The organism is Streptomyces sp. CB02056, assembly GCF_001905545.1.
Lineage (GTDB): Bacteria > Actinomycetota > Actinomycetes > Streptomycetales > Streptomycetaceae > Kitasatospora.
The window spans coordinates 545,041-569,927 of record NZ_LIPD01000003.1; the positions used below are offsets into that span (position 1 = coordinate 545,041).

At 72.2% G+C, this 24,887-nt stretch carries 22 protein-coding genes, 1 tRNA gene and 1 pseudogene; 11 read left to right on the forward strand and 13 right to left on the reverse strand.

Going from position 1 to position 24,887, the window contains the following annotated elements; all coding sequences use genetic code 11:
• Positions 1-14: 14 nt before the first annotated feature.
• Positions 15-494, reverse strand: coding sequence for a hypothetical protein (locus AMK13_RS09800; RefSeq protein ID WP_074001845.1), 480 nt, complete (start codon positions 492-494; stop codon positions 15-17).
• A gap of 394 nt (positions 495-888) precedes the next feature.
• Here AMK13_RS09800 and AMK13_RS09805 point away from each other — a divergent pair, with 394 nt between their 5' ends.
• Both AMK13_RS09805 and AMK13_RS09810 read left to right on the forward strand, forming a co-directional pair.
• Positions 889-1,671: an alpha/beta fold hydrolase gene (locus AMK13_RS09805; RefSeq protein ID WP_074001846.1), complete on the forward strand. Its 783-nt coding sequence runs from the start codon at positions 889-891 to the stop codon at positions 1,669-1,671.
• A 280-nt stretch (positions 1,672-1,951) separates the two neighbouring features.
• Positions 1,952-3,070: a nucleotide disphospho-sugar-binding domain-containing protein gene (locus AMK13_RS09810; protein ID WP_074001847.1), complete on the forward strand. Its 1,119-nt coding sequence runs from the start codon at positions 1,952-1,954 to the stop codon at positions 3,068-3,070.
• Between the two features lie 46 nt (positions 3,071-3,116).
• Here the strand turns inward: AMK13_RS09810 and AMK13_RS09815 are convergent, their stop codons facing one another.
• Positions 3,117-4,355 (reverse strand): MFS transporter, encoded by a 1,239-nt coding sequence (locus AMK13_RS09815; protein WP_074001848.1) that lies wholly within the window; start codon positions 4,353-4,355, stop codon positions 3,117-3,119.
• 146 nt (positions 4,356-4,501) lie between these two features.
• Here AMK13_RS09815 and AMK13_RS09820 point away from each other — a divergent pair, with 146 nt between their 5' ends.
• Complete coding sequence (locus AMK13_RS09820; RefSeq protein WP_074001849.1) at positions 4,502-5,437, forward strand: LysR family transcriptional regulator; 936 nt, start codon at positions 4,502-4,504, stop codon at positions 5,435-5,437.
• Positions 5,438-5,498: 61 nt separating this feature from the next.
• Here the strand turns inward: AMK13_RS09820 and AMK13_RS09825 are convergent.
• Positions 5,499-5,572 (reverse strand) — tRNA-Gly (locus tag AMK13_RS09825).
• Between the two features lie 276 nt (positions 5,573-5,848).
• Between AMK13_RS09825 and AMK13_RS09830 the strand changes: the two genes are divergently transcribed.
• Both AMK13_RS09830 and dcd read left to right on the forward strand, forming a co-directional pair.
• Positions 5,849-6,070: a hypothetical protein gene (locus tag AMK13_RS09830; RefSeq protein ID WP_074001850.1), complete on the forward strand. Its 222-nt coding sequence runs from the start codon at positions 5,849-5,851 to the stop codon at positions 6,068-6,070.
• A gap of 71 nt (positions 6,071-6,141) precedes the next feature.
• Positions 6,142-6,717: a dCTP deaminase gene (dcd, locus tag AMK13_RS09835; protein ID WP_049651628.1), complete on the forward strand. Its 576-nt coding sequence runs from the start codon at positions 6,142-6,144 to the stop codon at positions 6,715-6,717.
• Positions 6,718-6,803: 86 nt separating this feature from the next.
• Here dcd and AMK13_RS09840 read toward each other — a convergent pair whose 3' ends face one another.
• From AMK13_RS09840 to AMK13_RS09855, 4 genes and pseudogenes are all read right to left on the reverse strand, one after another.
• The gene (locus tag AMK13_RS09840) at positions 6,804-7,694 is read right to left on the reverse strand and encodes a metal-dependent hydrolase (protein WP_074001851.1); all 891 of its coding nucleotides are present in this window, start codon (positions 7,692-7,694) and stop codon (positions 6,804-6,806) included.
• A 124-nt stretch (positions 7,695-7,818) separates the two neighbouring features.
• The gene (locus AMK13_RS09845) at positions 7,819-8,883 is read right to left on the reverse strand and encodes a Yip1 family protein (RefSeq protein ID WP_074001852.1); all 1,065 of its coding nucleotides are present in this window, start codon (positions 8,881-8,883) and stop codon (positions 7,819-7,821) included.
• Positions 8,884-9,069: 186 nt separating this feature from the next.
• Positions 9,070-10,143 (reverse strand): annotated as a pseudogene (locus AMK13_RS09850) (sugar phosphate nucleotidyltransferase); the annotation flags it as partial.
• A 342-nt stretch (positions 10,144-10,485) separates the two neighbouring features.
• On the reverse strand, positions 10,486-12,711 hold the full coding sequence (locus tag AMK13_RS09855; protein WP_074001853.1) for a (Fe-S)-binding protein: 2,226 nt from the start codon (positions 12,709-12,711) through the stop codon (positions 10,486-10,488).
• 308 nt (positions 12,712-13,019) lie between these two features.
• On the opposite strand from AMK13_RS09855, the gene dnaK reads away from it, so the two are divergent.
• The 5 genes from dnaK to AMK13_RS09880 all read left to right on the forward strand — a co-directional run bounded on the left by dnaK (position 13,020) and on the right by AMK13_RS09880 (position 18,487).
• Positions 13,020-14,861 carry a molecular chaperone DnaK gene (gene dnaK / locus AMK13_RS09860; RefSeq protein ID WP_074001854.1) on the forward strand — a complete coding sequence of 614 codons (1,842 nt, stop codon included), beginning with the start codon at positions 13,020-13,022 and terminating at the stop codon, positions 14,859-14,861.
• The gene (gene grpE, locus AMK13_RS09865; RefSeq protein ID WP_049650422.1) at positions 14,858-15,475 is read left to right on the forward strand and encodes a nucleotide exchange factor GrpE; all 618 of its coding nucleotides are present in this window, start codon (positions 14,858-14,860) and stop codon (positions 15,473-15,475) included. The genes dnaK and grpE overlap by 4 nt, the downstream gene beginning before the upstream one ends.
• Before the next feature lie 146 nt (positions 15,476-15,621).
• On the forward strand, positions 15,622-16,785 hold the full coding sequence (gene dnaJ, locus AMK13_RS09870; protein WP_049650429.1) for a molecular chaperone DnaJ: 1,164 nt from the start codon (positions 15,622-15,624) through the stop codon (positions 16,783-16,785).
• A 7-nt stretch (positions 16,786-16,792) separates the two neighbouring features.
• The gene (locus AMK13_RS09875) at positions 16,793-17,323 is read left to right on the forward strand and encodes a heat shock protein transcriptional repressor HspR (RefSeq protein WP_274538676.1); all 531 of its coding nucleotides are present in this window, start codon (positions 16,793-16,795) and stop codon (positions 17,321-17,323) included.
• Between the two features lie 174 nt (positions 17,324-17,497).
• Positions 17,498-18,487 (forward strand): helix-turn-helix domain-containing protein, encoded by a 990-nt coding sequence (locus AMK13_RS09880; protein ID WP_074001855.1) that lies wholly within the window; start codon positions 17,498-17,500, stop codon positions 18,485-18,487.
• Positions 18,488-18,568: 81 nt separating this feature from the next.
• Here the strand turns inward: AMK13_RS09880 and AMK13_RS43415 are convergent, their stop codons facing one another.
• Complete coding sequence (locus AMK13_RS43415; RefSeq protein WP_158077685.1) at positions 18,569-18,727, reverse strand: hypothetical protein; 159 nt, start codon at positions 18,725-18,727, stop codon at positions 18,569-18,571.
• A gap of 336 nt (positions 18,728-19,063) precedes the next feature.
• On the opposite strand from AMK13_RS43415, the gene AMK13_RS09885 reads away from it, so the two are divergent.
• Positions 19,064-19,681: a hypothetical protein gene (locus AMK13_RS09885; protein WP_143204511.1), complete on the forward strand. Its 618-nt coding sequence runs from the start codon at positions 19,064-19,066 to the stop codon at positions 19,679-19,681.
• A 7-nt stretch (positions 19,682-19,688) separates the two neighbouring features.
• Here the strand turns inward: AMK13_RS09885 and AMK13_RS09890 are convergent, their stop codons facing one another.
• The 5 genes from AMK13_RS09890 to AMK13_RS09910 are packed head-to-tail and all read right to left on the reverse strand — an operon-like array spanning position 19,689 to position 24,531.
• Entirely contained in the window at positions 19,689-20,660 is a 972-nt protein-coding gene (locus AMK13_RS09890) for a LuxR C-terminal-related transcriptional regulator (RefSeq protein WP_074001856.1), read from the reverse strand.
• The gene (locus AMK13_RS09895; RefSeq protein ID WP_074001857.1) at positions 20,653-21,612 is read right to left on the reverse strand and encodes a hypothetical protein; all 960 of its coding nucleotides are present in this window, start codon (positions 21,610-21,612) and stop codon (positions 20,653-20,655) included. Before AMK13_RS09895 ends, AMK13_RS09890 begins: the two co-directional genes overlap by 8 nt.
• Positions 21,605-22,585 (reverse strand): helix-turn-helix domain-containing protein, encoded by a 981-nt coding sequence (locus tag AMK13_RS09900; protein WP_074001858.1) that lies wholly within the window; start codon positions 22,583-22,585, stop codon positions 21,605-21,607. Before AMK13_RS09900 ends, AMK13_RS09895 begins: the two co-directional genes overlap by 8 nt.
• A complete protein-coding gene (locus AMK13_RS09905; RefSeq protein WP_074001859.1) occupies positions 22,578-23,552 on the reverse strand; it encodes a helix-turn-helix transcriptional regulator in 975 nt (324 codons plus the stop codon). Before AMK13_RS09905 ends, AMK13_RS09900 begins: the two co-directional genes overlap by 8 nt.
• Positions 23,542-24,531 (reverse strand): LuxR C-terminal-related transcriptional regulator, encoded by a 990-nt coding sequence (locus tag AMK13_RS09910; RefSeq protein WP_241852809.1) that lies wholly within the window; start codon positions 24,529-24,531, stop codon positions 23,542-23,544. Before AMK13_RS09910 ends, AMK13_RS09905 begins: the two co-directional genes overlap by 11 nt.
• Positions 24,532-24,887: the final 356 nt, after the last annotated feature.

Sequence of the window (24,887 nt, forward strand, 5' to 3'; positions counted from 1 at the left end):
GCCAGTACCCCCGGCTAGACCAGCGCGCTCCAGTACGGGCAGCGGACGTACGGCAGCGGCGGCGCACAGCGGTCGACGCTCCCGGACAGCACCGGGCCCCGCTCCGAGCGGGCCACTCCGGGCGAGCTCGCCGTCAGCCCGGCCTCGCCCGACTCGCCGAAGCGCAGCTCCAGCCGGTAGCCGTCCGGCGTGGCCGCGGCGACGCCAGGGCGGTCCCGGCCGGCGTTCAGCGAGGTGATGGTCCAGCCGCGCCGCCGCCAGTGCCGCTCCACCACGTCCGCCAGCGCCGCCCGCCGGGACAGCGAGACGACGGTGAGGAGGTCCCGGCCCCGGGTGACGTACCAGAGCAGCTCCGACTCGCGCCCCGGCAGCGGCAGCCGCGCCCCCGCCCGCGCGGGCGCCCCCTGCCAGACCGGCGCCGGACGGACGGCGTCCAGGGTGTCCTGGAGCAGCGTCTCGCAGCGTTCGGTGGCGTCGAGTTGGTCGATCGTCACCTCCGGCCCCGACTCCGCCCCCGGCTCGGACTCCGACCGCCGGACCGGCGCGACCCGCGCACCGCCGGGGCGGCCGGGGCCGCCTCCGCCCGGGCATCCGACGTTCAGTTCGGCACCACCTGACTGCACAGGGCCCTCCGCACTCCCCCGGTGTTCAACCCGGGCCGGCATTCCGTCACTGCTTGGACGGCGGGCGGGTACGGGCAGTTCCCCTCCCGGTTCCGTCCCTCACCGTTCCCACACCTTCAAAATGCACTGCACGGTGCAGTTGAATCACTGATCTGCACTGTGTAGTTTACTTCCCGGGCCGACCGGCCGGGCCGGACCGGCCCACCGGCCGCACCCGGCAGGCCTTCTGACCTGCCGTCCGACCCAGCCATCGAGAGGACCCGCCATGCCCGTCATCACCGTCGGCACCGCCCGCATCCCCTACCGCGTCGTCGGCGACGGCCCCGACACCCTCGTCCTGGTGCACGGCACCGGCCCCGGCTCCGCCATGTGGGACGGCCTGCTGGACTCCTTCACCGACCGCTGGACCGTGCTGCTGCCCGACCTCTCCGGCAGCGCGGCCGCCGAGGACGACGGCGGTCCGCTCGCCCTGGAGACCCTGGCCGCCCAGGTCGCCGCCGTGATCGAGGACGCCGGCCGCGGCCCCGCCGACGTCCTCGGCTTCTCCCTCGGCGCCGTCGTCGCCACCGCGACCGCCGCCCTGCACCCCGGGCGGGTCCGCCGCCTGGTCGCCGCCGCCGGCTGGATCAGCGCGGAACAGGACGAGTACCTGCGGCTCTCCATGGCCACCTGGCTCTCCCTCGCCGACCACCCCGCCGCGTTCGGCGGCTACGCCACCCTCACCGCCTTCAGCCCCGGCTTCCTCGACCGGATCGGGCGCGCCGCCGTCCAGGCCAACACCGCCTACATGCGGCCGACCCCGGGCACCCTGCGGCACATCGCCCTCAACCTCGGCCTGGACCTCGGCCCGCTGCTCCCGCGCGTCCAGGCCCCCGCCCTGGTGATCGGCTGCCGCCAGGACGCCACCGTCCCGGTGGAGAACGCCCGCCGGCTGCACGCCGCCCTGCCCGGCAGCGCCTACGCCGAGTTCGACACCGGCCACATCGTGCTCGCCGAGCAGACCGGGGCGTTCACGGGTGCCGTCCGGGACTTCCTCGTCGCCGCATGACCGCCCGCCGCACGACCACCCGCTGAACGCCGACCGCCGACCGCCGACCACCGACCGCCGACCGCCGACCGCCGGGAGGGAGCGAACGGCGGCGCGCGGGCGGCCCGTCCGGCGGGCGCGCACGGCCCGGGCGACCGGCGCGTGGAGCACACCGTTGCCCGAGAGGCAAGCCCTGCTCCAGAAAGGCCGATTACCGCGCATGGTGATCCTTATCGAATTGACTGAACGTCAACTTCAAAGGTGAGACTGCCTTGTCAGCAACATTCGCAAGGAGACCACCATGCGCATACTCTTCACCGGCCCCGCCGCGGCCGGTCACCTCTACCCGATGGTGCCCACCGCCCAGGCGCTGCGCGCCGTCGGGCACGAGGTCCTGTTCGCCACCGGGCAGCCCGTCGAGCTGATCCGCTCCGCGGGCTTCCCCGTCGCCCAGGTCGGCGACGGCCGGGGCCTGCGGGAGATCATCGAGGAGGCTCTCGGCGGCAAGGTCCAGTACGTCAACCGGGACAAGACCCAGGAAGAGATCCTCGACATGGCGGCCGCGATGTTCGCGCACGCCTCCCGCCCCGACGTGGACGGCCTGCTCGCGGTCGCCACCGACTGGGGCGCCGACCTGATCGTCCACGACTCCTTCGCCGCCGCCGGCCCGCTGGTCGCCGCCCAGCTCAAGATCCCGTCGGTGGTGCAGAACTTCGGTGCCAGCCCCGGCCGCCCGATGGCCGACCTGGTGGCCTCGCATGTCTCCGACCTGTACGAGGAGCGCGGCCTGACCGCTCCGGGCGTCACCGCGGTGCTCAACCTCGGCCCGCTCGGCGGCGACCCGGACGGCCTGCCGATGCGCTACGTCCCGTACAACGGCGGCGGCATCGTCCCGGGCGAGTTCCTCCGCAAGCCCGAGCGCCCGCGGGCGGTCGTCACCCTGGGCACCGTGCTCGCCGAGATCGACGGCGTCCGCGCGGTGGTCCGCCTGGTCGAGGCGGCGGCCGAGGTCGACGCCGACTTCCTGCTCGCGGTCGGCAACGCCGACCTCGCCCCGCTCGGCACCCTGCCCGCCAACGTCCGCGGCCTGCCCTGGGTCCCGCTCAACGAGCTGCTCGGCCGCGCCGACGCGCTGATCCACCACGGCGGTTCGGGCACCATGCTGACCGCCCTCCAGGCCGGCCTGCCCCAGCTGCTGCTCCCCCAGGGCGCGGACCACTTCCTCAACGCCGACGCCATCACCGCCACCGGTGCCGCCCTGAGCTCCACCTCCGAGGCCGTCGACACCCCGCTGCTCACCCGTGTCCTCACCGACGCCGCGCTGCGCGACGCCGCCCACCGCCTCCGGGCCGACAACGCCGCCCTGCCCACCCCGGCCGCCCTGGTCCCCACCCTGGAGGACCTCGCCGCCCGCCGCTGATCCCACCCCCGCCGCCGGTGGCCGTACCGCTCACGGCCGTACCCGCTCACAGCGGTGCGGCCACCGGCGGTACGGCCGCCGACGCGTCGGCCCGGGGCAGCAGGAGCGGCGTGGCGAGGATGAGCAGTCCCGCGACCGCGAGGGCGGTGCGCGGTCCGGTGGCGGCCGCGAGCAGCCCGCCGAGCGCGGTGCAGACGGCGATGGACGCCTGCTGGCCGATCGACCAGGCCGACAGCGTGCGGGCGACCAGGTGCTTGGGCGTGCGTTCGAGCCGGTAGGTGGCGAGCACCGGGTTGAACAGGCTCATGTTGACGATGATCGCCAGCTCGACGGCCATCACGGTGACCAGGCCGACCACGCCGGGGCGGACGAAGGCCAGGCCGATCAGCCAGACGGCGCGCAGGGTGCCGACGGTCCGGAACACCCGGTCCCGGCCGTGGCGTGCCACGACCCGCCGGGCCAGCCGGGAGCCGATCAGCCCGCCGAGGCAGGGGGCGGCGAAGGCCAGGCCGTACTGCCATGGGGCGAAGTGGAGTTGGCGGAGCAGGAGGACGGCGAGCACCGGCTCGGTGGCCATGATCAGACCGGCGACGAGCATGTTGTTGAGGTAGAGCGCCCGCAGACCGGGGTCGCCCAGGATGTGCCGCCAGCCGTCGAGCACCGCGCCCGCCCGGACCGGGTTCCCGCCGGTCCGCCGCGGCGCCTCCTCCCGGCCGCGGATCGCGGTGATGCCCAGCGCGGAGAGCAGGTAGCTGAGCGCGTCGGCCACCACGGTGGTGACCGGCCCGAACCGGCCGACCGCCGCCCCGCCCAGCGGCGGACCGATCGCGATGGAGCTCCAGTTCGTGGACTCGAACCGCGCGTTGGCCACCAGCAGGTCGTCCGGCCGGACGAGGGCCTTGAGGTAGGCGCCGCTGGCCGCGCCGAACGCGATCCTGGCCGCGGCGACCACGATCGAGACCACCAGCAGCTGGACGAAGCCCAGCCCTCCCAGGGCGTACGCGACCGGGATCGACGCCATGGCCGCGAACCGGACCAGGTCCATCGCGATCATCACCGGACGCTTGCGCCGGAACTCCACCCACGGCGCGAGCGGCACCGCGATCAGCGCGCCCACCGCCGGCCCCACCGCGGACAGCGCGGACACCTCGGCCGGTCCGGCGCGCAGCACCAGCACGGCGATCAGCGGCAGCGCCCCGAACCCCAGCCCGGACCCGTACGCGCTCACCGCGTACGCCGCCCACAGCCAGCCGAACCGCTGGCCCAGCCGTTTCCCACCCGTCATGCGCGGTGCGCTCCCCTCGACGTCCCGACCCCGACCGGACAAACCGGAGTTGACCGGTGAGAGCCAACCGGGAGGCACAGCGGCCGGTCAAACAACCGTTTCGCCCACCCCGCACAACCACAGGTTGTTCTCTACAGTGGATCGGCGTGGACCTCGAAGCAGTGCGCACCTTCGCCGCCATCGCGGAAGCCGGCCAGTTCCAGAAGGCCGCCGTCGACCTGTCGATCACCCAGCAGGCCGTCTCCAAACGCGTCGCCGCACTGGAGCGCGACCTCGGCGTGCGACTGTTCACCCGCACCCCGCGCGGCGCCGAACTCACCATCGACGGACAGGCGTTCCTGCCCCACGCCCGCGAACTGCTGCGCGCCGCCGAACGCGCGGTCGCGTCCGTACGGGCCGGCCGCCGCCCGCTGCGCGTCGACGTGCTCAACTCGCGCGGAGCCGTCTCGGGCCTGATGCGCGACTTCCACCGCGCCCACCCGGACATCGACCTCGACGTGCTGATGCTGCACGACATCGAGACCGCCGTCGCCGCCGTCCGCTCCGGCACGATCGACGCCACCTTCCGCGCCGTCGCCATGCCCGGCCGGCCGCTCCCCGAGGACATCGCATCCGTCCGGGTGCTCGACGAACCGCTCCACCTCCTCACCGGCCCCGCCCACGCCCTGGCGGGCGCCCGGACGCTGACCGTCGCCGACCTGGCCGGCCACCGGATCTGGATGCCCGGCATCGTCCCCGGCACCGAGTGGGGCGCCTACTACGCCGACCTCGTCGCCGAGTTCGGCCTCACCATCGAGGCCACCGGCCCCAACTTCGGCTCCGACGCCCTCCTCGACACCATCGCCGACACCCCGGCCCTCGCCACCTTCATGAGCGAGCGGACCCGCCTCGTCTGGCCCGCCGCCCACGGCCTGCGCCGCATCCCGGTGACCGACCCGACGCCCGTCTACCCCCACTCGCTCCTCTGGCACCGCGACAACCCCCACCCGGCCCTCCCCGCCCTCCGGGCCCACCTCGCCACCACCGCCCCCACCCCCGGCACCCCCGGCACCTGGACCCCCGCCTGGACCCTCCCCCACTGACCGCCCCGACCGGCCCCGGACAACGCGAAAGCCCCAGGCCACTGGCCTGGGGCTTTACTGCTGGAGCGGGCGACGAGAATCGAACTCGCGCTCTAAGCTTGGGAAGCTCATGTTCTACCATTAAACTACGCCCGCCCGATGAGCCGTCAGAGACCGCTCGATCCAGTGTCACTGTACCCCATTCGCACCGGTGGTTGCACAGGGGGTCGGTGGACGTGGCGGAGCCGGGTGGGGCGGGTGTGGAGGCGTACTGTGTGGGCCGCGCGCGAGTGCTCCGGTGGGTGGGGGCCGAGGCGGCGAGCCATGGTGAGGAATGTCCGGAACATCCCCTAATGTGACGCTGTCCCGGGGCTCGGCCGTCGGGGCGAGCAGGTACGGGTGAGTACTGGGTTAGGGATGGGAAGGGGATCGATGGAGCAGCGCGCCGTCGTTCGTTGTGCCGAGGGGCACCTGTTCAGCACCACCACGTTCCCGATGCAGAACCTCGGTCCTGGCCGGCTCGGGCCCGGACGGTTGATCCGCTGCCCGCAGTGCGGACGGATGCGGAGTTCGGTGCTGGCCGACGTGCGGGAGCTGTCGGAGCCGCAACTGGCGCGGGCGATGCGGTTGGAGGCCGCGGAGTTCCTGGCCTGACGGTCGCGGAGGGACGGAACGGGCCCCGGGCGGATTCGTCCGGGGCCCTGTCGTGCACGTAACCTCGAAGCGTGCTGCTCTCTGACAAGGACATCCGGACCGAAATCGACCTGGGTCGGGTCGTCGTCGACCCGTTCGACCCGGCGATGATCCAGCCGTCGAGTATCGACGTGCGCCTCGACCGCTTCTTCCGCGTGTTCGAGAACCACAAGTACCCGCACATCGACCCCTCCGAGGAGCAGCCGGACCTGACCCGGCTGGTCGAGCCGGAGGGCGACGAGGCGTTCATCCTGCACCCCGGCGAGTTCGTGCTGGCCTCGACGTACGAGGTCATCACGCTGCCCGACGACGTCGCGTCCCGGCTGGAGGGCAAGTCGAGCCTGGGCCGGCTGGGCCTGCTCACCCACTCCACGGCCGGCTTCATCGACCCCGGTTTCAGCGGCCACGTGACCCTGGAGCTGTCGAACGTCGCGACGCTGCCGATCAAGCTCTACCCGGGCATGAAGATCGGGCAGCTGTGCCTGTTCCGGCTCTCCTCGCCCTCGGAGCACCCGTACGGCTCGGAGCGCTACGGCTCGCGCTACCAGGGCCAGCGCGGCCCGACGCCGTCCCGCTCGTACCTGAACTTCCACCGCAGCGACGTCTGAGCACAGGACCCGCGGGTCCCACGGAGCGCACGCACGACGGGCGGCCTGACCCCTCACCCGAGGGATCAGGCCGCCCGCGGCGTTTCTCAGGCCCGCTTCGGGCTGGTGACGGCGACCAGCTCGGTGCCGTCCTCGGACAGCCGCAGCTCGGTGCGCAGCTCGGCCAGCTCGCCGAGGTGGTGCAGGTGGGTGCCGCCGCAGAAGATCTGCGCGCCGCCCTCGGGCAGCTCGCAGTGCCACTGGCGGCGGGCGGTGAGCTCGGGGCCGGGCACCTCGATGCGGACCGGGGCGTCGGCGGCGACCCAGGCGGCCAGCCGGGCGTTGACGGCCTCGGTGAGGGCCGGCAGGGCATCGGCGAGGGCCGGGAACTCCTCGGTGGCGTCCACCGTGAAGCCCTTCTTCTTCAGCGACTTGCCGAGCCGGTAGGTGTCGGTGCTGGCCGCGGTGTCCATCACCGAGCTCGCCATGGCGAGGCTGTCGAAGTCCGGGTGGCCGAAGGCGTCCGAGCGGCCCGGGTCCTTGCGCCAGCGCGGGGCGAGCGCGGCGTTCAGGGCGAGGGCGAGCAGGTGGCAGCCGCTGTGCGAGGCGCTGAGGGCGCCCCGGCGGTCGGCGTCGACGGCGAGCGCGGCGGTGCGGCCGACGAGGTCCCCCGGGTCGCCGTCGACGACGTGCAGGACCAGCCAGGACCACTCCTCGTCACCGCGCCGGACCGGGATGTCGGCGCCGACCAGCGGCTCCCCGCCCTCCGGGCCGACGGCGCCGGTCAGGCAGTCGACCACGGCCAGCTCGGTGCCGTCGACGGTCAGGGTGCCGAGGTCGGCCGGCTGGTCGGGCCAGGTGTGGTCGAGCGGGTGGAACGGGGTCGCCGCGGTGACGACGGCGTACCGGCCGTCGGCCAGCGGGTGCACCGCGAGCACCGGGGACTCGCCGGTCACCGCCCCGGCCGGGAAGCTGACGTGGGTGGTGGGGAGGGTCATTCCTGGCTCCGGTGAAGGTGGGACGACGAGGGTGGGGCGGGCCCGGCACTCGGCCGCGACCCGCCCCCATTCTGCCCTTCGCCCGTCGGAGCCCTCGGCCCGGCGTCGCTCCGCCCGGTGCGGCTCAGCCCAGCGTCGGCAGCTTGATCAGCACCAGCAGCGCCACCAGCTGTATCGCCGAGGCGGCTGCGGCCTTGCCCCAGGGCAGGTCGTGCAGCCGCCGGACCATGCTGGTCAGCAGGTACGCGCAGAGCATCCAGGTGGCCCAGCCGACGACCTGGACGACGGCGCTGCCGGAGGGCAGCACCAGGTCGAGCAGCAGCCGGGGCGCGTCGGTGAGCCAGCCGATCAGCGCGGCCAGGCCGACGGTCGCCTTCCACGGGCCGTCGCCGCCCAGCTGGCGGGCCATCGCGTAGGTGACCCCGCCGAAGAGCGCGCCGGCCACGGTGAAGCCGATGGCGGCGGCGAGGATGCCGGTCAGCGCCACGGTGAAGGTCGAGTTGACGATGTCGTCGTGGGTGAGCCCGATGCCGAGCACCGCGAGCGCGCCGTACAGCAGCGAGACGGTGAGCGCGGGCAGCCAGACCTGGTGGTCGCGGGTGCGGTCGAAGACCGCGGTCGGGCTGCGGAACAGGCCGGTGAACAGTTCGCGCCAGTGCGGTCGGGGCCCGGCGACGTGCGGGGCGGACTGGCCGCCGGCCCGGTAGACGGCGACGTTGTCCTGGCCGTACGGCTGCTGGTCGTAGCCCTGCTCGGCGCCGTAGCCCTGGTCGGGGCCGTAGCCCTGCTCGGGGCCGTAGGGCGGCTGCTGCCCGTGGCCGTCGTCGTAGTAGCCGTGCTCCTGGCCGGGGTGCCCCTGGTACGGCGGCTGTCCCTGGTACGGACCGCCGGCCGCGTACGGGTCGCCGACGGGGAAGGCCCGGGTGCTGCCGGGCCGGTCCGCCGCGTACGGGTCGTACCCGTCCCCCGCCGTCTGCCCGGGACCGCCGGGCGTGCCGGGACCACCGGGCGTGCCCGGACCGCCGGGCGCGCCGCCGGGCCCGCCGGGCGTCGCCGCGTGCGGGGCCGTGAAGTACTCCGGCCCGTCCGTCCCCCCGTGCCCCCCGGGCGCGGACGGCGGCGGAGGGGCCGACCACCCGCCGCGCGGACGGTCCGCGCCCTGACCGTTGTCGTATCGATTACCAGCCACGGTCCGAAGGTACCCGTCCGGCCCGGCCCGCGGCGGCCCCGGACGAAGCCGGGGCCGGTTTGCAGCGAGGCTGAGACGAACGGGGCCGAAAACCCGCGGGGCGCGGGGTGGCTACCGCTGTGCGCCGACCGACGGCCCGTGCACCGCCGCGGCCGCGCTGGTGCCGGCCGGGCAGCCGCCCGGGCCGGCCGAGGTGCGGACGGCGCCGACCGGCAGCAGGGTGCCGCAGGCGATCCGGATGCCGTTCGGCAGCTCGTTGTCCGACTCCACGATCGCGCCGTCGCCGATCACCGCGCCGTCCAGCGCCGAGCGGGCGCCGACGGTGGCGAAGGCGCCCACGATCGAGTCCTTGACCAGGGTGTCCGGGCCGATCACCGCGCCGGGCAGGATCACGCTGCCCTCGACGATCGCGCCGGCCTCGACCACCGCGTCCTCGGCGACCACGGTGCCGCCGCTGAGCACCGCGCCCGGGTGGACGGTGGCGCCGGGCAGCAGCAGGGCGTCGCCGGTCGGGCCGGGGACGGCCGGGGAGTCGACCTTGCCGAGCACCAGGTCCGCCGAGCCGCGGACGAAGGCCGCCGGGGTACCCAGGTCCAGCCAGTACGAGGTGTCGACGACACCGCGCAGCAGCGCGCCGGTGGCCAGCAGTTCGGGGAAGGTCTCGCGCTCGACGGACACCTCGCGGCCGGTCGGGATGCGGTCGATCACGGACCGGGTGAAGACGTAGCAGCCGGCGTTGATCTGGTCGGTGACGATCTGCTCCGGGGTCTCCGGCTTCTCCAGGAACTCCAGCACCCGCCCGTCCTCGTCGGTCGGGACGAGGCCGAAGGCCCGCGGGTCCTCGACCCGGGTCAGGTGCAGGGTGACATCGGCCCCGGCGGCCACGTGGCCGTCGCGCAGGGCGGCGATGTCGACGCCGGAGAGGATGTCGCCGTTGAAGACCAGGACCGGTTCGTCCGGGCCGCAGGTCAGGCCGGAGGCGGCGTTGCGGATCGCCCCGCCGGTGCCCAGCGGCTCGCGCTCGGTCAGGTAGACGAGCTCGATGCCGTACGGGGTGCCGTCCTGGAAGTGGTCCTCGAACACCTCGGCCAGGTACGAGGTGGCCAGCACGACGCGGGTGACGCCGGCGGCGGCCGCGCGGGCCAACTGGTGCGCGATGAACGGGACGCCTGCCACCGGCAGCATCGGCTTGGGGGTGTGGGTGGTCAGCGGACGCAGTCGCGTGCCCTTACCACCGACCAGCATGATCGCCTCGGTCATGGTCTGCGCTGTTCCCCTTGTGGTCTCTGCGGCCCGGCCCGGCGGGCCGACACCTCGTCGTCGGTCTGGACCCGGCCGTGCGGCCGGCGCGGGTCGCCACCCGCCCGGGGCTTCCGTCCGGAACGGGTCGACCGGCACGAAGCCGGTCCGGGCCTACTGTATTTGCTTCCGACCGAATGCCCGTCCGGCGCCTGTGCGATTGCCGTCACCCCCCGTACGCCCGCCGTACCGGGGCGGGCCGTCCGGAGCGACCGAAAGCCCGGCCCGGCGGGCGCGTTCGCGGCGTCCACCGGGCCGGGCAGTTGTAGCAGAACTGTCGAACAGCGGGCTCGTCGGCGCCGGTCAGGCGCCCACCGTCGCGGGCTGCTCCTCGTCCCCGGTCGGCGGGAGGGCCTTCACCGAGTCGAGCAGTAGCTGGGCCACGTCGACCACCTTCAGGTGCTCCTTGGCCGCGCCCTCGTTCTTCTTGCCGTTGACCGAGTCGGAGAGCATCACCAGGCAGAACGGGCAGGCGGTGGAGACGATGTCCGGGTTGAGCGACAGCGCCTCGTCCACGCGCTCGGTGTTGATCCGCTTGCCGATGCGCTCCTCCATCCACATCCGGGCACCGCCGGCGCCGCAGCAGAAGCCGCGCTCCTTGTGCCGGTGCATCTCCTGCTGGCGCAGACCGGGGACCTTGTCCATGATCTCGCGCGGCGGGCTGTAGACCTTGTTGTGGCGGCCCAGGTAGCAGGGGTCGTGGTAGGTGATCAGGCCCTCGACCGGGTTGACCGGGATCAGCTTGCCCTCGTCGATGAGGTGCTGCAGCAGCTGGGTGTGGTGGATGACCTCGAAGTGGCCGCCCAGCTGCGGGTACTCGTTGGCGATGGTGTTGAAGCAGTGCGGGCAGGTGGCCACGATCCGCTTGACCGGGGCGTCCTCCAGGGCCGCGTTCAGCGTCTCCACGTTCTGCGCGCCGAGCATCTGGAACAGGAACTCGTTGCCCAGGCGGCGGGCGGAGTCACCGGTGCAGGACTCCTCCTTGCCGAGGATCGCGAACTTCACGCCCGCGGTGTGCAGCAGCTCGGCGAAGGCCTTGGTGGTCTTCTTGGCGCGGTCCTCCAGGGCCCCGGCGCAGCCGACCCAGTAGAGGTACTCGACCTCGGCGGGGTCGATGTCCTCGCCGATCACCGGCACCTCGATGCCGGTCTCCTTCTTGAGCTCCTTGACCCAGTCCAGGCGGGCCTTGGTGGCCATGCCCCACGGGTTGCCCTTGTTCTCCAGGTTCTTGAGCATCGTCCCGGCCTCGGTCGGGAACGAGGACTCGATCATCACCTGGTAGCGGCGCATGTCGACGATGTGGTCGATGTGCTCGATGTCCACCGGGCACTGCTCGACGCAGGCGCCGCAGGTGGTGCAGGACCACAGCACGTCCGGGTCGATGACGCCGTTCTCTTCGGCGGTGCCGATCAGCGGGCGCTCGGCCTCGGCCAGGGCGGCCGCCGGGACGTCCTTGAGCTGCTCGGAGGTGGCCCGCTCCTCGCCCTCCATGTCCTTGCCGCCACCGGCCAGCAGGTACGGCGCCTTGCCGTAGGCGTGCTCGCGCAGGCTCATGATCAGCAGCTTCGGCGAGAGCGGCTTGCCGGTGTTCCAGGCCGGGCACTGCGACTGGCAGCGGCCGCACTCGGTGCAGGTGGAGAAGTCGAGGATGCCCTTCCAGGAGAAGTGCTCGACCTGGGAGACGCCGAAGACGGCGTCCTCGGCCGGGTCCTCGAAGTCGATCGGCCGGCCGCCCGAGGTCATCGGACGGAGGGCACCGAGCGCGGTGCCGCCGTCCTCCTCGCGCTTGAAGTAGATGTTGAAGAAGCCGAGGAAGCGGTGCCAGGCCACGCCCATCGAGGGGTTGAGGCCGATGGTGGTCGCCCACGCGAACGAGATGCAGATCTTCAGCATCGCGAACAGGTAGATCAGGTTCTCCAGCGTGCCGTGCGACAGGCCGCCCAGCGCGGAGACCAGCGGGTACGAGACCAGGTGCTCCGGCCCGTACGAGTCGACGCCGTTGAGGGCGCCCTCCAGGCCGCGCAGCATCAGGATGCACAGGCCGATGCCGAGGATCGTGTACTCGACGTAGAAGGCCTGCCAGGCGATCGAGCCGGCGAACCGGGACTTGCGGCCGGACCGGGACGGCAGGCTCATCAGCCGGATCACGATCAGGACGGCGATGCCCAGCGTGGTCAGGGTGCCGACCAGCTCGACGAAGAGCTGCCAGATCATCCAGTGGCCGATGATCGGCAGCGCGAAGTCGGCGTCGAAGAGCTGGCCGAAGGCGTTGACGATGGTCAGCACCAGGCTGAAGAAGCCGACCGCCACGAACCAGTGGGCGATGCCGACGATCCCCCAGCGGTTCATCCTGGTGTGGCCGACGAACTCGGTCGCGACGGTCTTCACCCGCTGGGCGGGCTGCCCGAAGCGGGTGGAGTCCGGCGCACCGGTGCGGACCACCTTGTAGATGTACAGCGCCGCACGGGCGGCGAGCGCGGTGCCGATCACGAATGTGACCAGCGAGATGACGATCGCTGCTAGCTGCATCGGCTCTCCGTCTCCTGCGGCTTTGCGGTTGAGCAGGCTCTGCGTTACACGGTCTTGGGAACTGAGTGTACTGGTCGGTAACTTGCCGGGCCGACGGCCCGGACATTACCGGTGACCGACCGTTGTCCAGAAGATTCCCAAGCTATGGCGGCAGTCACGTGGCCGCACCCCCGCCCCGGCGTGGCGCGCCCACTCCGCCCCATCGCTCAGCAAAGTTGAGCGAGCAGCGCTCATAGCTGTTGACTCCGTCCACCGGGTCGTGCATCCTTGAGCCTGTAAAGCTCAACTCTTCCGTGGAGGTATCTACGATGGCACGCGCGGTCGGCATCGACCTCGGTACGACGAACTCGGTCGTCAGCGTTCTGGAGGGTGGCGAGCCCACCGTCATCACGAACGCCGAGGGCGCTCGGACCACGCCGTCCGTCGTCGCCTTCGCCAAGAACGGCGAGGTCCTCGTCGGCGAGGTGGCCAAGCGCCAGGCGGTCACCAACGTCGACCGCACCATCCGCTCGGTCAAGCGCCACATGGGCACCGGGTGGAAGATCAACATCGATGGCAAGGACTTCAACCCCCAGCAGATCTCGGCCTTCGTGCTGCAGAAGCTGAAGCGGGACGCCGAGGCGTACCTGGGCGAGACGGTCACCGACGCCGTCATCACCGTCCCGGCGTACTTCAACGACTCGGAGCGCCAGGCCACCAAGGAGGCCGGCGAGATCGCGGGCCTGAACGTCCTGCGCATCGTCAACGAGCCGACCGCGGCCGCCCTGGCGTACGGCCTGGACAAGGACGACCAGACCATCCTGGTCTTCGACCTCGGCGGCGGCACCTTCGACGTCTCCCTGCTGGAGATCGGCGACGGGGTCGTCGAGGTGAAGGCCACCAACGGTGACAACCACCTCGGTGGCGACGACTGGGACCAGCGCGTCGTCGACCACCTGGTCAAGGTCTTCCAGGGCGGCCACGGCGTCGACCTGTCCAAGGACAAGATGGCCCTCCAGCGTCTGCGCGAGGCCGCCGAGAAGGCCAAGATCGAGCTGTCCTCGTCCTCCGAGACCTCGATCAACCTGCCGTACATCACGGCCTCCGCCGAGGGCCCGCTGCACCTGGACGAGAAGCTCACCCGCGCCCAGTTCCAGCAGCTGACCGCGGACCTGCTGGAGCGCTGCAAGGTCCCGTTCCACAACGTCATCAAGGACGCCGGCATCTCGCTGTCCGAGATCGACCACGTCGTCCTCGTCGGCGGCTCGACCCGCATGCCGGCCGTCGCCGAGCTCGTCAAGGAGCTGACCGGCGGCCAGGACGCCAACAAGGGCGTCAACCCGGACGAGGTCGTCGCCATCGGCGCCGCGCTCCAGGCCGGTGTCCTGAAGGGCGAGGTCAAGGACGTCCTGCTGCTCGACGTCACCCCGCTGTCCCTCGGCATCGAGACCAAGGGCGGCATCATGACCAAGCTGATCGAGCGCAACACCACGATCCCGACCAAGCGCTCCGAGATCTTCACCACGGCCGAGGACAACCAGCCGTCCGTGCAGATCCAGGTCTACCAGGGCGAGCGCGAGATCGCGGCGTACAACAAGAAGCTCGGCATGTTCGAGCTGACCGGCCTGCCGCCGGCGCCGCGCGGCCTGCCGCAGATCGAGGTCACCTTCGACATCGACGCCAACGGCATCATGCACGTCGGCGCCAAGGACCTCGGCACCGGCAAGGAGCAGAAGATGACCGTCACCGGCGGCTCCTCGCTGCCGAAGGACGAGGTCGACCGCATGCGCCGCGAGGCCGAGCAGTACGCCGAGGACGACCACAAGCGCCGCGAGGCCGTCGAGACGCGCAACTCCGCCGAGCAGCTCGTCTACTCGACCGAGAAGTTCATCGCCGACAACGCCGACAAGCTGCCGGGCGACGTCAAGACCGAGGTCGAGACCGCCATCGGCGAGCTCAAGGAGGCCCTGAAGGGCGAGGACATCGCGAAGATCCGCGAGGCCTCGGAGAAGGTCTCCACCACCGCGCAGAAGCTCGGCCAGGCGCTGTACGCCAACGCCGACGCCACCGCCGGTGCCGCCCCCTCCGGTGACTCCGCCCAGGCCAAGGACGACGACGTCGTCGACGCCGAGATCGTGGACGACGAGAAGCCCAAGGGCGGTGCGGCATGACGGACAAGCCGCAGGGCGGCAAGCCCGGCGACGACTCCGCCGCCGAAGAGGCCGTGATCAAGGCTGCCGAGGAGGCCGCCGCGGCCGGCAGCGGGGAGTCCGGTTCGGAGGGTCTCGCCGCCGCCAAGCGCGAGCTCGCCGAGCGCACCGGTGACCTGCAGCGCCTCCAGGCCGAGTACCAGAACTACCGCAAGCGGGTCGAGCGCGACCGGCTGACCGTCCGCGAGATCGCCGTCTCCAACATCCTGGAGTCGCTGATCCCGGTCCTGGACGACATCGGCCGCGCCCGCGAGCACGGCGAGGTCACCGGCGGCTTCAAGTCCGTCGCCGAGTCGCTGGAGACGGTCGTCGCCAAGCTGGGCCTGCAGCAGTTCGGCAAGGAGGGCGAGCCCTTCGACCCGACCATGCACGAGGCGCTGATGCACAGCTACTCCTCGGACGTCACCGAGGACACCTGTGTCCAGGTCCTCCAGCCCGGCTACCGCATCGGCGAGCGGATCATCCGCCCGGCGATGGTGGCGGTCGCCGAGCCCCAGCCCGGCAGCCAGGCGTCCACGGACGCCGAGGCCAAGTCCGCCGACGCGGACAAGTCCGACGGTGGCTCGGACAGCTGACAACCTGTGACGGGTGACAACCAGTGCGCTGCGGAGTCGTACGCCGGCCAGTACGGCGGCCGGCTCCGCAGCGCGCTGTCAGCAGTCGTGCTCGCAGCCGCTGTTGACAGCTCAGTGACGATGGACATCGGGAGGTGGCGTACGCCATGAGTGGCAAGGACTTTGTCGAGAAGGACTACTACAAGGTCCTCGGCGTGCCCAAGGACGCCACCGCCACCGAGATCAAGAAGACCTACCGCAAGCTCGCGCGCGAGTTCCACCCCGACGCCAACAAGGGTGACGCCAAGGCCGAGGAGCGGTTCAAGGACATCTCCGAGGCGTACGACGTCCTCTCCGACGAGAAGCGCCGCAAGGAGTACGACGAGGCCCGCAGCCTCTTCGCCAACGGCGGCTTCCGGGCCGGCGGCGGCCCCGGCGGCACCGGCAGCTACAGCTTCGACTTCGGCGACCTCTTCAGCGGCAGCCAGGGCGGCGCCGGCAGCGGGGGCGGCATCGGCGACGTCTTCGGCGGCCTCTTCAACCGCGGCGGCACCCGGCAGGCCCAGCCCCGGCGCGGCGCCGACGTCGAGACCGAGGTGACGCTCTCCTTCGAGGAGGCGGTGGACGGCGCGACCGTCCCGCTGCGGATGACCAGCCAGGCCCCCTGCCGCAGCTGCAACGGCACCGGCGCCAAGACCGGCACCACCCCGCGGGTCTGCCCGACCTGCGTCGGCGCGGGCACCGTCAGCCGCGGCCAGGGCGCCTTCGCGCTCTCCGAGCCGTGCAAGGACTGCCGCGGCCGGGGCATGATCGTCGACGACCCGTGCACCGACTGCCACGGCAGCGGCCGGGCCAGCTCGGCCCGCACCATGCAGGTCCGCATCCCGGCCGGTGTCCAGGCCGACCAGCGCATCCGGCTCAAGGGCAAGGGCGCACAGGGCGAGCGCGGCGGACAGCCCGGCGACCTCTACGTCACCGTGCACGTCGACCCCCACCCCGTCTTCGGCCGCAAGGGCGACAACCTCACCGTCACCGTGCCGGTCACCTTCCCCGAGGCCACGCTCGGCGCCACCATCGAGGTGCCCACGCTGAACGGCCCCGCCGTGAAGCTCAAGCTGCCCCCGGGCAGCGCCAACGGCCTCACCATGCGCGCCCGCGGCAAGGGCGCCACCCGCAAGGACGGCACCCGCGGCGACCTCCTCGTCACCGTCGAGGTCGTGGTGCCGCAGCACGTCACCGGCGACGCGCTGAACGCCCTCGAGCAGTACCGCGAGGCCACCGCCTCCGACGATCCGCGCGCCGCCCTCTTCCGGGCGGCGAAGGGAGCGTGACGACCAGATGTCCCCGATGAACCCGATCGACCCCGACACCCCGATCGGCCCCGGCCTCGGCGAAGGCCTGCCCGGCACCGGCCCCCGCCGCACCCGCCGCGCCGCCACCGCCCCGCCGGCGTACGTCCTCACCGAGGACACCCCGGTGTACGTCATCTCCGTGGCCGCCGAACTGTCCGGCCTGCACCCGCAGACCCTGCGCCAGTACGACCGCCTCGGCCTGGTCTGCCCCGACCGCACCGCCGGCCGCGGCCGCCGCTACTCCGCACGCGACATCCAGCAGCTGCGCGAGGTCCAGCGGCTCTCCCAGGACGAGGGCATCAACCTGGCGGGCATCAAGCGGATCATCGAGCTGGAGAACCAGGTCACCGCCCTCCAGTCCCGCGTCACGGAACTGGTCGACTCCCTGGAAGGCGCCGCCACCGCCCTCCAGCAGCGCGAGGCCGCCGTCCACGCCTCCTACCGCCGCGACCTCGTCCCGTACCAGCCCCCCACCCCGCAGTCCAGCGCCCTCGTCGTCTGGCGCCCCAAGCGCTGACCGGGCACCCACCGGCCGCCGGCCCCTCCTCTCGGGGGGTGCCGGCGGCTGCCGTGTGGTGAGAGAGTGCGGTCGCCGTCCCTCTCCGGGGCCCAATGGATCTGGCATGCTAAAAATCGTCCAGCGTCAGCGCTGATGGAACGCAGGTAGCACTGCAACGGCAAGGAGTCACGAATGAGTGGACGAGAGCAGCCCCTTGCCGCCGGCTCGACCATCCTCTCGGCGGAAGCACGCGAGCTGTATCTCGCCGTCGTCCGGGGTGACGGCAGTCTGCCGTCGGGTCCGAATTCCAACACCGATGATTCCGCACGGGACGAGCTGGTGAGGCTCGGACTTCTCGTCCCCGACGCCGATGACGCGGACTTCCTCGTGGCCGTCGATCCTGCGCAGCTCTCGACCAGTCTCAGCCATTCCTGGCAGCGCCAGGCGCTGGAACTCCTGTCCCGCGCGGTGTCCTTCCCATCCGAACTGCAGGAGCTGGCCCGGGAATTCCACACCCCGAATAACTCCGGGGGTTCGATAGAGCATGTGCGCGGGAAAGCCCTGATCAGGCAACGACTGGAGCAGTTCAGAGATTCCGGGTTCGAGGAGGCCCTGGCGCTCCAGCCTGGCGGCCCCCGCCAACCGGACCTCCTCGCCAGGATGATCGCCTACGACCTGAAGACGCTCAGCAGCGGTACCAGGATGCGGACGATCTACCACGCCAGCACCCGTTACCACCAGCCGACCAGGGATTACGTGGCGACGCTCGCGCAGGCCGGCGGCCAGTACCGGACCCTCGACGAGCCCTACACTCGACTCATCGTGATGGACCGGCGAGTGGCCGTGATCCCGATCGACGACGACATGAGCCTCGCGGCCTTCATCTACGACCCGGCCATCGTCGACTACCTCGCCAAGGAGGTGTTCGAGCAGTACTGGAGCCGCGCGCTCGAATTCGAGGGCGACCGGACGGTACCCCAGCAAGTGGTGTCCCGCCTGCGCCAGACGATCATCGACCAAATGCTCGAAGGCACCAACCACCGGGTGATCGCACGGCGCCTGGGAATCAGCGAACGGACACTGGCGAGACATATCGCCGAAATGCGGGACGACTACAAGGTCGACTCGCTGTTCCAACTCGGGTACGCGCTCGGCCGAAAGACTCAGGGCTCCGTCGACTGAACCGCCCGGCTACTTCCACCCGCATTCGACGAATTCACCAAAGAATTCCGCCCCCGCGACCACGCTCCCCGCCTGCCGCGTTCACTGCCAGGAGATGTCGTCCGCGATGGCAACGGCAGCCCTGCCGGCGGTCCCGTCCTGCGAGTCGGCGCCGATCGCGAGCGAGCCCGCACCGACCACCGCGGCGACGACAGCCAGCGAAAACACTATCTTGCAGACAAATCGGCGCATTTCGGTCACGCCCTCACTCTCTCTGCCTAGATCCGTCACTAGAAGCATCGAGCAGGATAACGGCTCAGATACAACTGCGCGAGAGGTGGCGACTGCCTGCCGCCGGTGGGCGGGATGTGCGTCATCTCCCTGCCAGTCATCCAGATGACACAGGCCAACTCTGGACGCGCCACCGCCCCGCGATGGACGATCAGTTCGCTCCCAATGGTCCGGCAAGGACACCACACCTTGCCAATGTACCGTCAAATTCTAAACCGTTCATCGGTGGCGTCAGTCCACAGAACGGTCCACAGCCAACGCATCGCCGACACACACTCCCCCGGTCGGCCTTTCCCCGGAGTCGACATGACCGAGCCCTACCTGCGTCACCACGACAGCCAGGCCCCTGAGGGTCGGCGTGCACGTGTGTTCCTGGCCGCCCCGCTGATGCGACTGACCGGGCCGGCCGACAGCGTGGTGACCCTCGCCAGCCGGACGCGGCTGACGACGCTCCGCACCACCCTCCTCCGCAGCGGCGCCGCCGTGTACAGCGCGCACCACAGCGACGCCTGGACCATCTCCGGCCGCGCGCCGGAGCCCCGCGTCCCCTCCGACTTCCGCGCCCTCCAGTCCGCGGACCTCGTGTTCGCCTACGTCGGCGCCCCGCTCTCGGCCGGCGTGAGCCTGGAGCTCGGCTGGGCGTCCGCGCTGCGCAAGCCGATCGTCCTCCTGGTCGACGAGGCCATCACCCACAACCCGCTGATCGCCACCATCGAGCAGGTCGCCCCCGTCCTCCCGCTGGTCTTCGACGACACCTGGTCGCAGGAGGCCCTCAACCACACGGTCGAGACCGCGCTCGACTGGGCCGGCATGGCGCTCTCCCTGCGCGAGGGCTTCTGGACCGCCCCCGGCGAGCAGTTCAACGTCCCCCGGCAGCAGCCCGCCGTCCCCGGCTACTGGCCGACCGGCGCCGCCACCGGCTGAGCAGCGGCTACCCACCGGGCTCCCCCGCCCGGGCTCCCCGCATCTGCCAGCCCAACTGGAACAGCGTCTCCGCGTCGTACAGCTCACGCAGCCGGGCGATGTGACCGGCGACGGTGCGTTCGCTCAGCCCCAACCGGCTGGCGATCGCCCGCTGCGTGAGGCCGCGGGCGAGCAGCCGCCCGACCTGCTCGTGGGCGGCGGGTTCCGTCGACGTGGCCGCCAGGTCGACCCAGTCCACGACCTGCGCCTGCCGCCACTGTTGTTCGAAGACCCCGACCAGGTACGTGACGGTCGCGGGATCCTCCACCACCGCAGCGGCCCTGTTGTCGGGGGCGGCCGGGATCAGGGCGACGGTTCGGTCGAAGATGAGGGTCCGGCTGAAGGCCGCGTCGAGGACCCGGATCCGCGAACCGAGCTTCGTGGTCTCCGCCGCGTACTCGACCTGATCCCGGTCCAGCCTGGCCTGCGGTTGGTAGATCGTGCGCACCGAGCCACCGCGCTCGATGTAGCGGCACGTCTGCGCGAGGCTGTCCTCCCGCTGAGCCGGAGGATGGAACCTGCCCGGCTGGGCGGTCAGGCATTCGTGCGGATAGTCCTTGATGAGCTGGGATAGCAGGTGCCGGATCTCCACCATGCCCGCCACCTGCCGGACGCCACTCGCCACGTCCCTACGACGCGGAGCCGCGTCGTAGGCCTGGGTGAGGTCCTCCAGCAGATCCGGGAGACTGGCTGCCCTGGCGAGCAGACGGCTGCTCTCCTCCCGTAGGTCGGCGCCCAGACGCTCGCTCACGGCCCGGGGGTTGATCGCGCTGTAGACGCCGTCGGCCGCATGCAGAACCAGGAAGCCGAGGTCGGCGAGCTGCCTGACCCCCGCTTCGTCCTGCGCTCGGACCTCACTGACACGGAGCCGGCCGCCGTCCCGGAGGATCTCCCGGTAGAGCTCCCGGGCGGCGGCGTCCGGCAGGTCGGCGTCAGACATCGCGAGCCCCCCGCATCCGCCAGCCCAGTTGGAACAGCGTCTCGGCGTCGTACTGATCCCGCAGCCGCGCGATGTGGGCCGCGACCGTCCGCTCGCCCAGGCTCAACCGGGTCGCGATCGCCCGCTGGGTGAGCCCCCGCACGAGTAGGCGTCCCACCTGCTCGTGCGCGGCGGGTCCGGCGGAGCCACCGGCCAGGGCTGCCCAGTCCACCACCGTGGCCCGAGCCCACTGCTGATCGAAGACCCCTACGAGGTAGGCCACCATCGCGGGGTCCTCCACGACGGCGACGACCGTGTTGTCGGGGGCCGCCGGGATCACGGCCACGGTGCGGTCGAAGATCAGGGTTCGGGTGAACGGCCCGTCCAGCACCCGGATCGGGGCTCCGACCTGCGTCGACCCTCGCGCGAACTCGACGGTGGGCATGTCGGCGCAGGCCGTCGGCTCGAAGATCGTGCGTATCGCGCCTCCCGCCTCGATGTAGCGACGGCTCTGCTCCAGCGAGTCCTTCATGTGCTCCGGCGGACGGGCACCGCCGGGTTGGGCACCGAGGGCCTCGTGCGGATAGTCCTTGACCAACTGCGAGACCAGGTGCCGGATCTCCGCCATGCCCGTCAGCCGACGGACGCCTCCACCCGACTCGCTCCGACGCGGTGCGGCGTCGTAGGCCTGGGTGAGGTCGTCCAGCAGATCCGGAACGAGCGCGGCCCGGGCGAGCAGGCGGGCGCTCTCCTCCCGCAGGTCCACGCCGATGCGCTCGGCCACGGACCGGGGGTTCACCGCGCTGTAGGCGCTGTCGGCGACGCGGAGGACGAGCAGTCCCAGGTCGGCGAGTTGTCTGACCGTCGGCTCGTCCTCGGGACGGATGTCGGCGACGTGGAGGCGGCCGCCGTCCCTGAGGATCTCCCGGTAGAGCTCCCGGGCGGCGGCGTCCGGCAGGTCGGCGTCAGGCATCGTGGGCTCCCCTCATCTGCCAGCCCAGCTGGAACAGTGTCTCGGCGTCGTACTGCTCCCGCAGCCGGGCGATGTGGCCGGCCACGGTCCGTTCGCCCAGGCCCAGGCGGGTGGCGATCGCGCGCTGGGTGAGGCCCTGGGCGAGCAGTCGGGCGATCTGCTGATGGCTGGGCGAGTCGGCGGAACCGGCGGCCAGGGCAGCCCAGTTGACTCCCTCGGCGCGCTGCCAGAGCTGCTCGAAGGTGTCCACCACGAAGGACACCATCGCCGGGTCGTCGACCACGGCGGCGCTGGTGTGATCGGGAGCGGCCGGGATGACGGCCACGGTGCGGTCGAAGACCAGGAAGCGTGTGAACGGGACGGCGAGGATCCGGGTGGTGCAGCCGAGCAGGGCGACCTCGGCGGCGAAGCGGACGGTCGGCGGGTCCAGTCTGGCCGAGGCCTCGTAGAGCGAGCGCACGGTGCCACCGCGCTCGTGGACGCGGCGGGCGCGGTCGAGGGAGTCGGGTAGCAGTTCGGCGGGACGGGGGCCGCCGGGCTGGGCGGTCATCGTCTCGTCGGGGAACTCCTGGGCCAGCAGTTCCAGTTCGTGCCGGATGTCCTCCTTCGCCGTGAGGTAGCGGACTCCGGCCGTGCCGCTCCGCCGTTTCGGGGTCGCGTCGTAGGCGCGGGTCAGTTCGCCCATCAGCTCGGGCAGTTGCTCGGCCTCCACGAGCAGGCGGGCGCTCTGTCGGCGGATCTCGGTGCCGATCCGCTCCGTGGCCGCCCGCGGGTCGACCGCGCTGTACGCCGCGTCCTGCAACTGCGGCACCAGCAGCCCGAGTTCCACCAGCCGTCGGAGCGCGGGACCGTCCTCCGCGCCGACCTCGGCCGACCGGACCCGGCCGCCCTCGCGCAGGACGGCGAGGTAGAGGGCGCGGGCGGCGGCGTCCGGGAGGGCGGCGGAGAGCGGGGTGGCGGGGGTGTCAGTCATGGTGTTCTCCGCGGAGCTGCCAGCCGAGGTGGAAGAGGCTGTGGGCGCCGTAGCGGTCGCGCAGCCGGGAGATGTGGGCGGCGACGGTGCGTTCGCTCACGCCGAGCCGGGTGGCGACGGCCCGTTGGGTGAGGCCGCGGGCGAGCAGCCGGCCGATCCGGACGGTGGTGACGGACGGCGGGTCGAGGTGGCGGTCGGCGGGGGTGGCGCGGGCCCAGTCGCGCTCGAACTGGGCGACCAGGTAGGCGACGGTGGTGGGGTCGGTGAGGAAGGCGGCCCGGTTGCGGTCCTCGTCGGCGGGGATGACGGCCACCGCGCGGTCGAAGACCAGTACCCGCTCGTACGGTTCGGCGAGGACGCGGACCTGGGCGCCGTGCCCGGTGCGCAGCGCGACCTGGCTCCGTGCGGCGGGGTCGGCGAGGGTGACCGGCTGGTAGACGGTGCGCAGCGAGCAGCCGCGGCGGAGCAGCGAGAGGTCCTGGGCGAGGGCCATCCGGAGGGCTTCGAGGGGACGCGGTCCGGGCTGGGCGGCGAGGACCTCCTCCCGGCATTCCGAGACGAGTTCGCCGACCCGCCGGCGGACCGCGGCGGCGTCGTCGACGGTGCCGGCCGCGGGATCGCCGGTACCGGGATCGCCCGTACCGGGGTGGACAGCCGGGAGGTCGACGCCCGGGTGGCGGGCGGCGTCGTAGGCGCGGGCCAGTGGCCCGAGGGTGCCCGGGAGCCGCTCGGCGTGCCGTAGCAGGCGGAGGGCGCGGGTGCGCAGTTCGAGGCCGATCCGGTCGCCGAGGGCGCGCGGGCTGGCGGCGGTCCAGCCGGTGGCGGTGGGGGTGAGCAGGCCGCGGGCGACGAGGGCGGCCAGGGTGGGGCGGTCGGCGGGGGCGAGGTCCTCGGGGCGCAGTCGGCCGCCGCCCCGGACGGCGGTGAGGTAGAGCGCCCGCTCGGCCGGGCCCGGCTCATCGGTCATCGCGGGAGCCTCGCATCAGCCAGCCGAGTTGGAAGAGGGTCTGGGCGCCGTAGCGGTCGCGCAGCCGGGAGATGTGGGCGGCGACGGTGCGTTCGCTCAGGCCCAGCCGGGTGGCGACGGCGCGCTGGGTGAGGCCGCGGGCGAGCAGCCGGCCGACCCGGTCGGGGATGGTGCGGGCGGGTGTCTGGCCGGGGGCGGCGGCGCCGGCGGTGTCGGCGCGGGCCCAGTCGCGTTCGAAGGTGCCGACCAGGTAGGTGATGGTGGCCGGGTCGGTGATGAAGGCGGCGGTGCTGTTGTCGTCGTTGGCGGAGATCACGGCGACGGTCCGGTCGAAGACGATCAGCCGCTGGAAGGGCTCGTCGAGCACCCGGATGAGCGAGCCGTGCCGGGTGACCTCCTCGGCGTAGGCGAGGGCGGGCGGGTCGGCGAGGGCGACCGGCTGGTAGATGGTGCGCAGCGAGCAGCCGCGCCGGAGCAGTTGGACGTCCTGGAGGAGGGCGACCTGGAGGGTGTCGGCGGGCCGGTGGCCGGGTTGCGCGGTGAGGACCTCGGAGCGGCAGTCGGAGACCAGTTGGGAGATCCGCTGGCGGATGTGGACGTGCCCCTCGACGTGGACGGCGCCGCCGGCCCGGTCGGTCGGCCGGGGCATCGCGTCGTAGGCCCGGGTGAGGCCGTCGAGGGCGCCCGGGAGGTTCTCCGCGCGGACCAGCAGCCGGGTGGCCTCGCTGCGCAGTTCGGCGCCGAGGCGGTCGCTGACCGAGCGCGGGCTGACGGCGGTGTAGCAGCGGTCCATCCGGTTGACCATCAACAGGCCGATGTCGATGAGCTGTTGGAGCGCGCCCCGGTCGACGTCCGCGACCTCGCCGGTGGGGACGCGGCCGCCCTCGGCGATGATGGCCAGGTAGAGCTGCCGGGCGGCCTCGTCGGGCTCCTCGCCCACCGGTCCCTGCTGCGGTGTGACCGCCGGTTCCGCCGTCACGTCGCACTCTCCCTGCCGGACGCCTCTCCCCTGGTGCTGCCCCTGTTCCTCGCCGCGCGGGCCGCGGCACCGGTGGGCCGGGCGGGCTCACGGTGCCGGTGGGCGGTACGGCGTGATCATGGATCAGGCGGTCACGGTACCGGGTGGGACGGCGGACCCCCGGGCCCGGGTGCCGTCGCACGCCGGGTCGTCCGGGGGCCGCCATCGGTACGCCAATGCCAAGGCGCTCCCGTCGAGGCGGAGCAGCAACGCCTCGACGGGTCCGGCCGGGAGGCCATCACCACACATGGTCCCGGCCGGCGCCCTTCCCCCCCGTTCCACCGGTGCGGGTTGTCGCACCTGCGGTCAGTTTCGAA

Excerpts from the sequence above, each read along its gene's own strand:
- AMK13_RS09905 (WP_074001859.1), bottom strand. The coding sequence starts at position 23,552 with ATGACCGATGAGCCGGGCCCGGCCGAGCGGGCGCTCTACCTCACCGCC.
- dnaK (WP_074001854.1), top strand. The coding sequence starts at position 13,020 with ATGGCACGCGCGGTCGGCATCGACCTCGGTACGACGAACTCGGTCGTC.
- dnaJ (WP_049650429.1), top strand. The coding sequence starts at position 15,622 with ATGAGTGGCAAGGACTTTGTCGAGAAGGACTACTACAAGGTCCTCGGC.
- AMK13_RS09875 (WP_274538676.1), top strand. The coding sequence starts at position 16,793 with ATGTCCCCGATGAACCCGATCGACCCCGACACCCCGATCGGCCCCGGC.
- AMK13_RS09885 (WP_143204511.1), top strand. The coding sequence starts at position 19,064 with ATGACCGAGCCCTACCTGCGTCACCACGACAGCCAGGCCCCTGAGGGT.
- AMK13_RS09895 (WP_074001857.1), bottom strand. The coding sequence starts at position 21,612 with ATGCCTGACGCCGACCTGCCGGACGCCGCCGCCCGGGAGCTCTACCGG.
- AMK13_RS09900 (WP_074001858.1), bottom strand. The coding sequence starts at position 22,585 with ATGACTGACACCCCCGCCACCCCGCTCTCCGCCGCCCTCCCGGACGCC.
- AMK13_RS09805 (WP_074001846.1), top strand. The coding sequence starts at position 889 with ATGCCCGTCATCACCGTCGGCACCGCCCGCATCCCCTACCGCGTCGTC.
- grpE (WP_049650422.1), top strand. The coding sequence starts at position 14,858 with ATGACGGACAAGCCGCAGGGCGGCAAGCCCGGCGACGACTCCGCCGCC.
- AMK13_RS09840 (WP_074001851.1), bottom strand. The coding sequence starts at position 7,694 with ATGACCCTCCCCACCACCCACGTCAGCTTCCCGGCCGGGGCGGTGACC.
- AMK13_RS09880 (WP_074001855.1), top strand. The coding sequence starts at position 17,498 with ATGAGTGGACGAGAGCAGCCCCTTGCCGCCGGCTCGACCATCCTCTCG.
- AMK13_RS09855 (WP_074001853.1), bottom strand. The coding sequence starts at position 12,711 with ATGCAGCTAGCAGCGATCGTCATCTCGCTGGTCACATTCGTGATCGGC.
- AMK13_RS09815 (WP_074001848.1), bottom strand. The coding sequence starts at position 4,355 with ATGACGGGTGGGAAACGGCTGGGCCAGCGGTTCGGCTGGCTGTGGGCG.
- AMK13_RS09830 (WP_074001850.1), top strand. The coding sequence starts at position 5,849 with ATGGAGCAGCGCGCCGTCGTTCGTTGTGCCGAGGGGCACCTGTTCAGC.
- AMK13_RS09890 (WP_074001856.1), bottom strand. The coding sequence starts at position 20,660 with ATGTCTGACGCCGACCTGCCGGACGCCGCCGCCCGGGAGCTCTACCGG.
- AMK13_RS09810 (WP_074001847.1), top strand. The coding sequence starts at position 1,952 with ATGCGCATACTCTTCACCGGCCCCGCCGCGGCCGGTCACCTCTACCCG.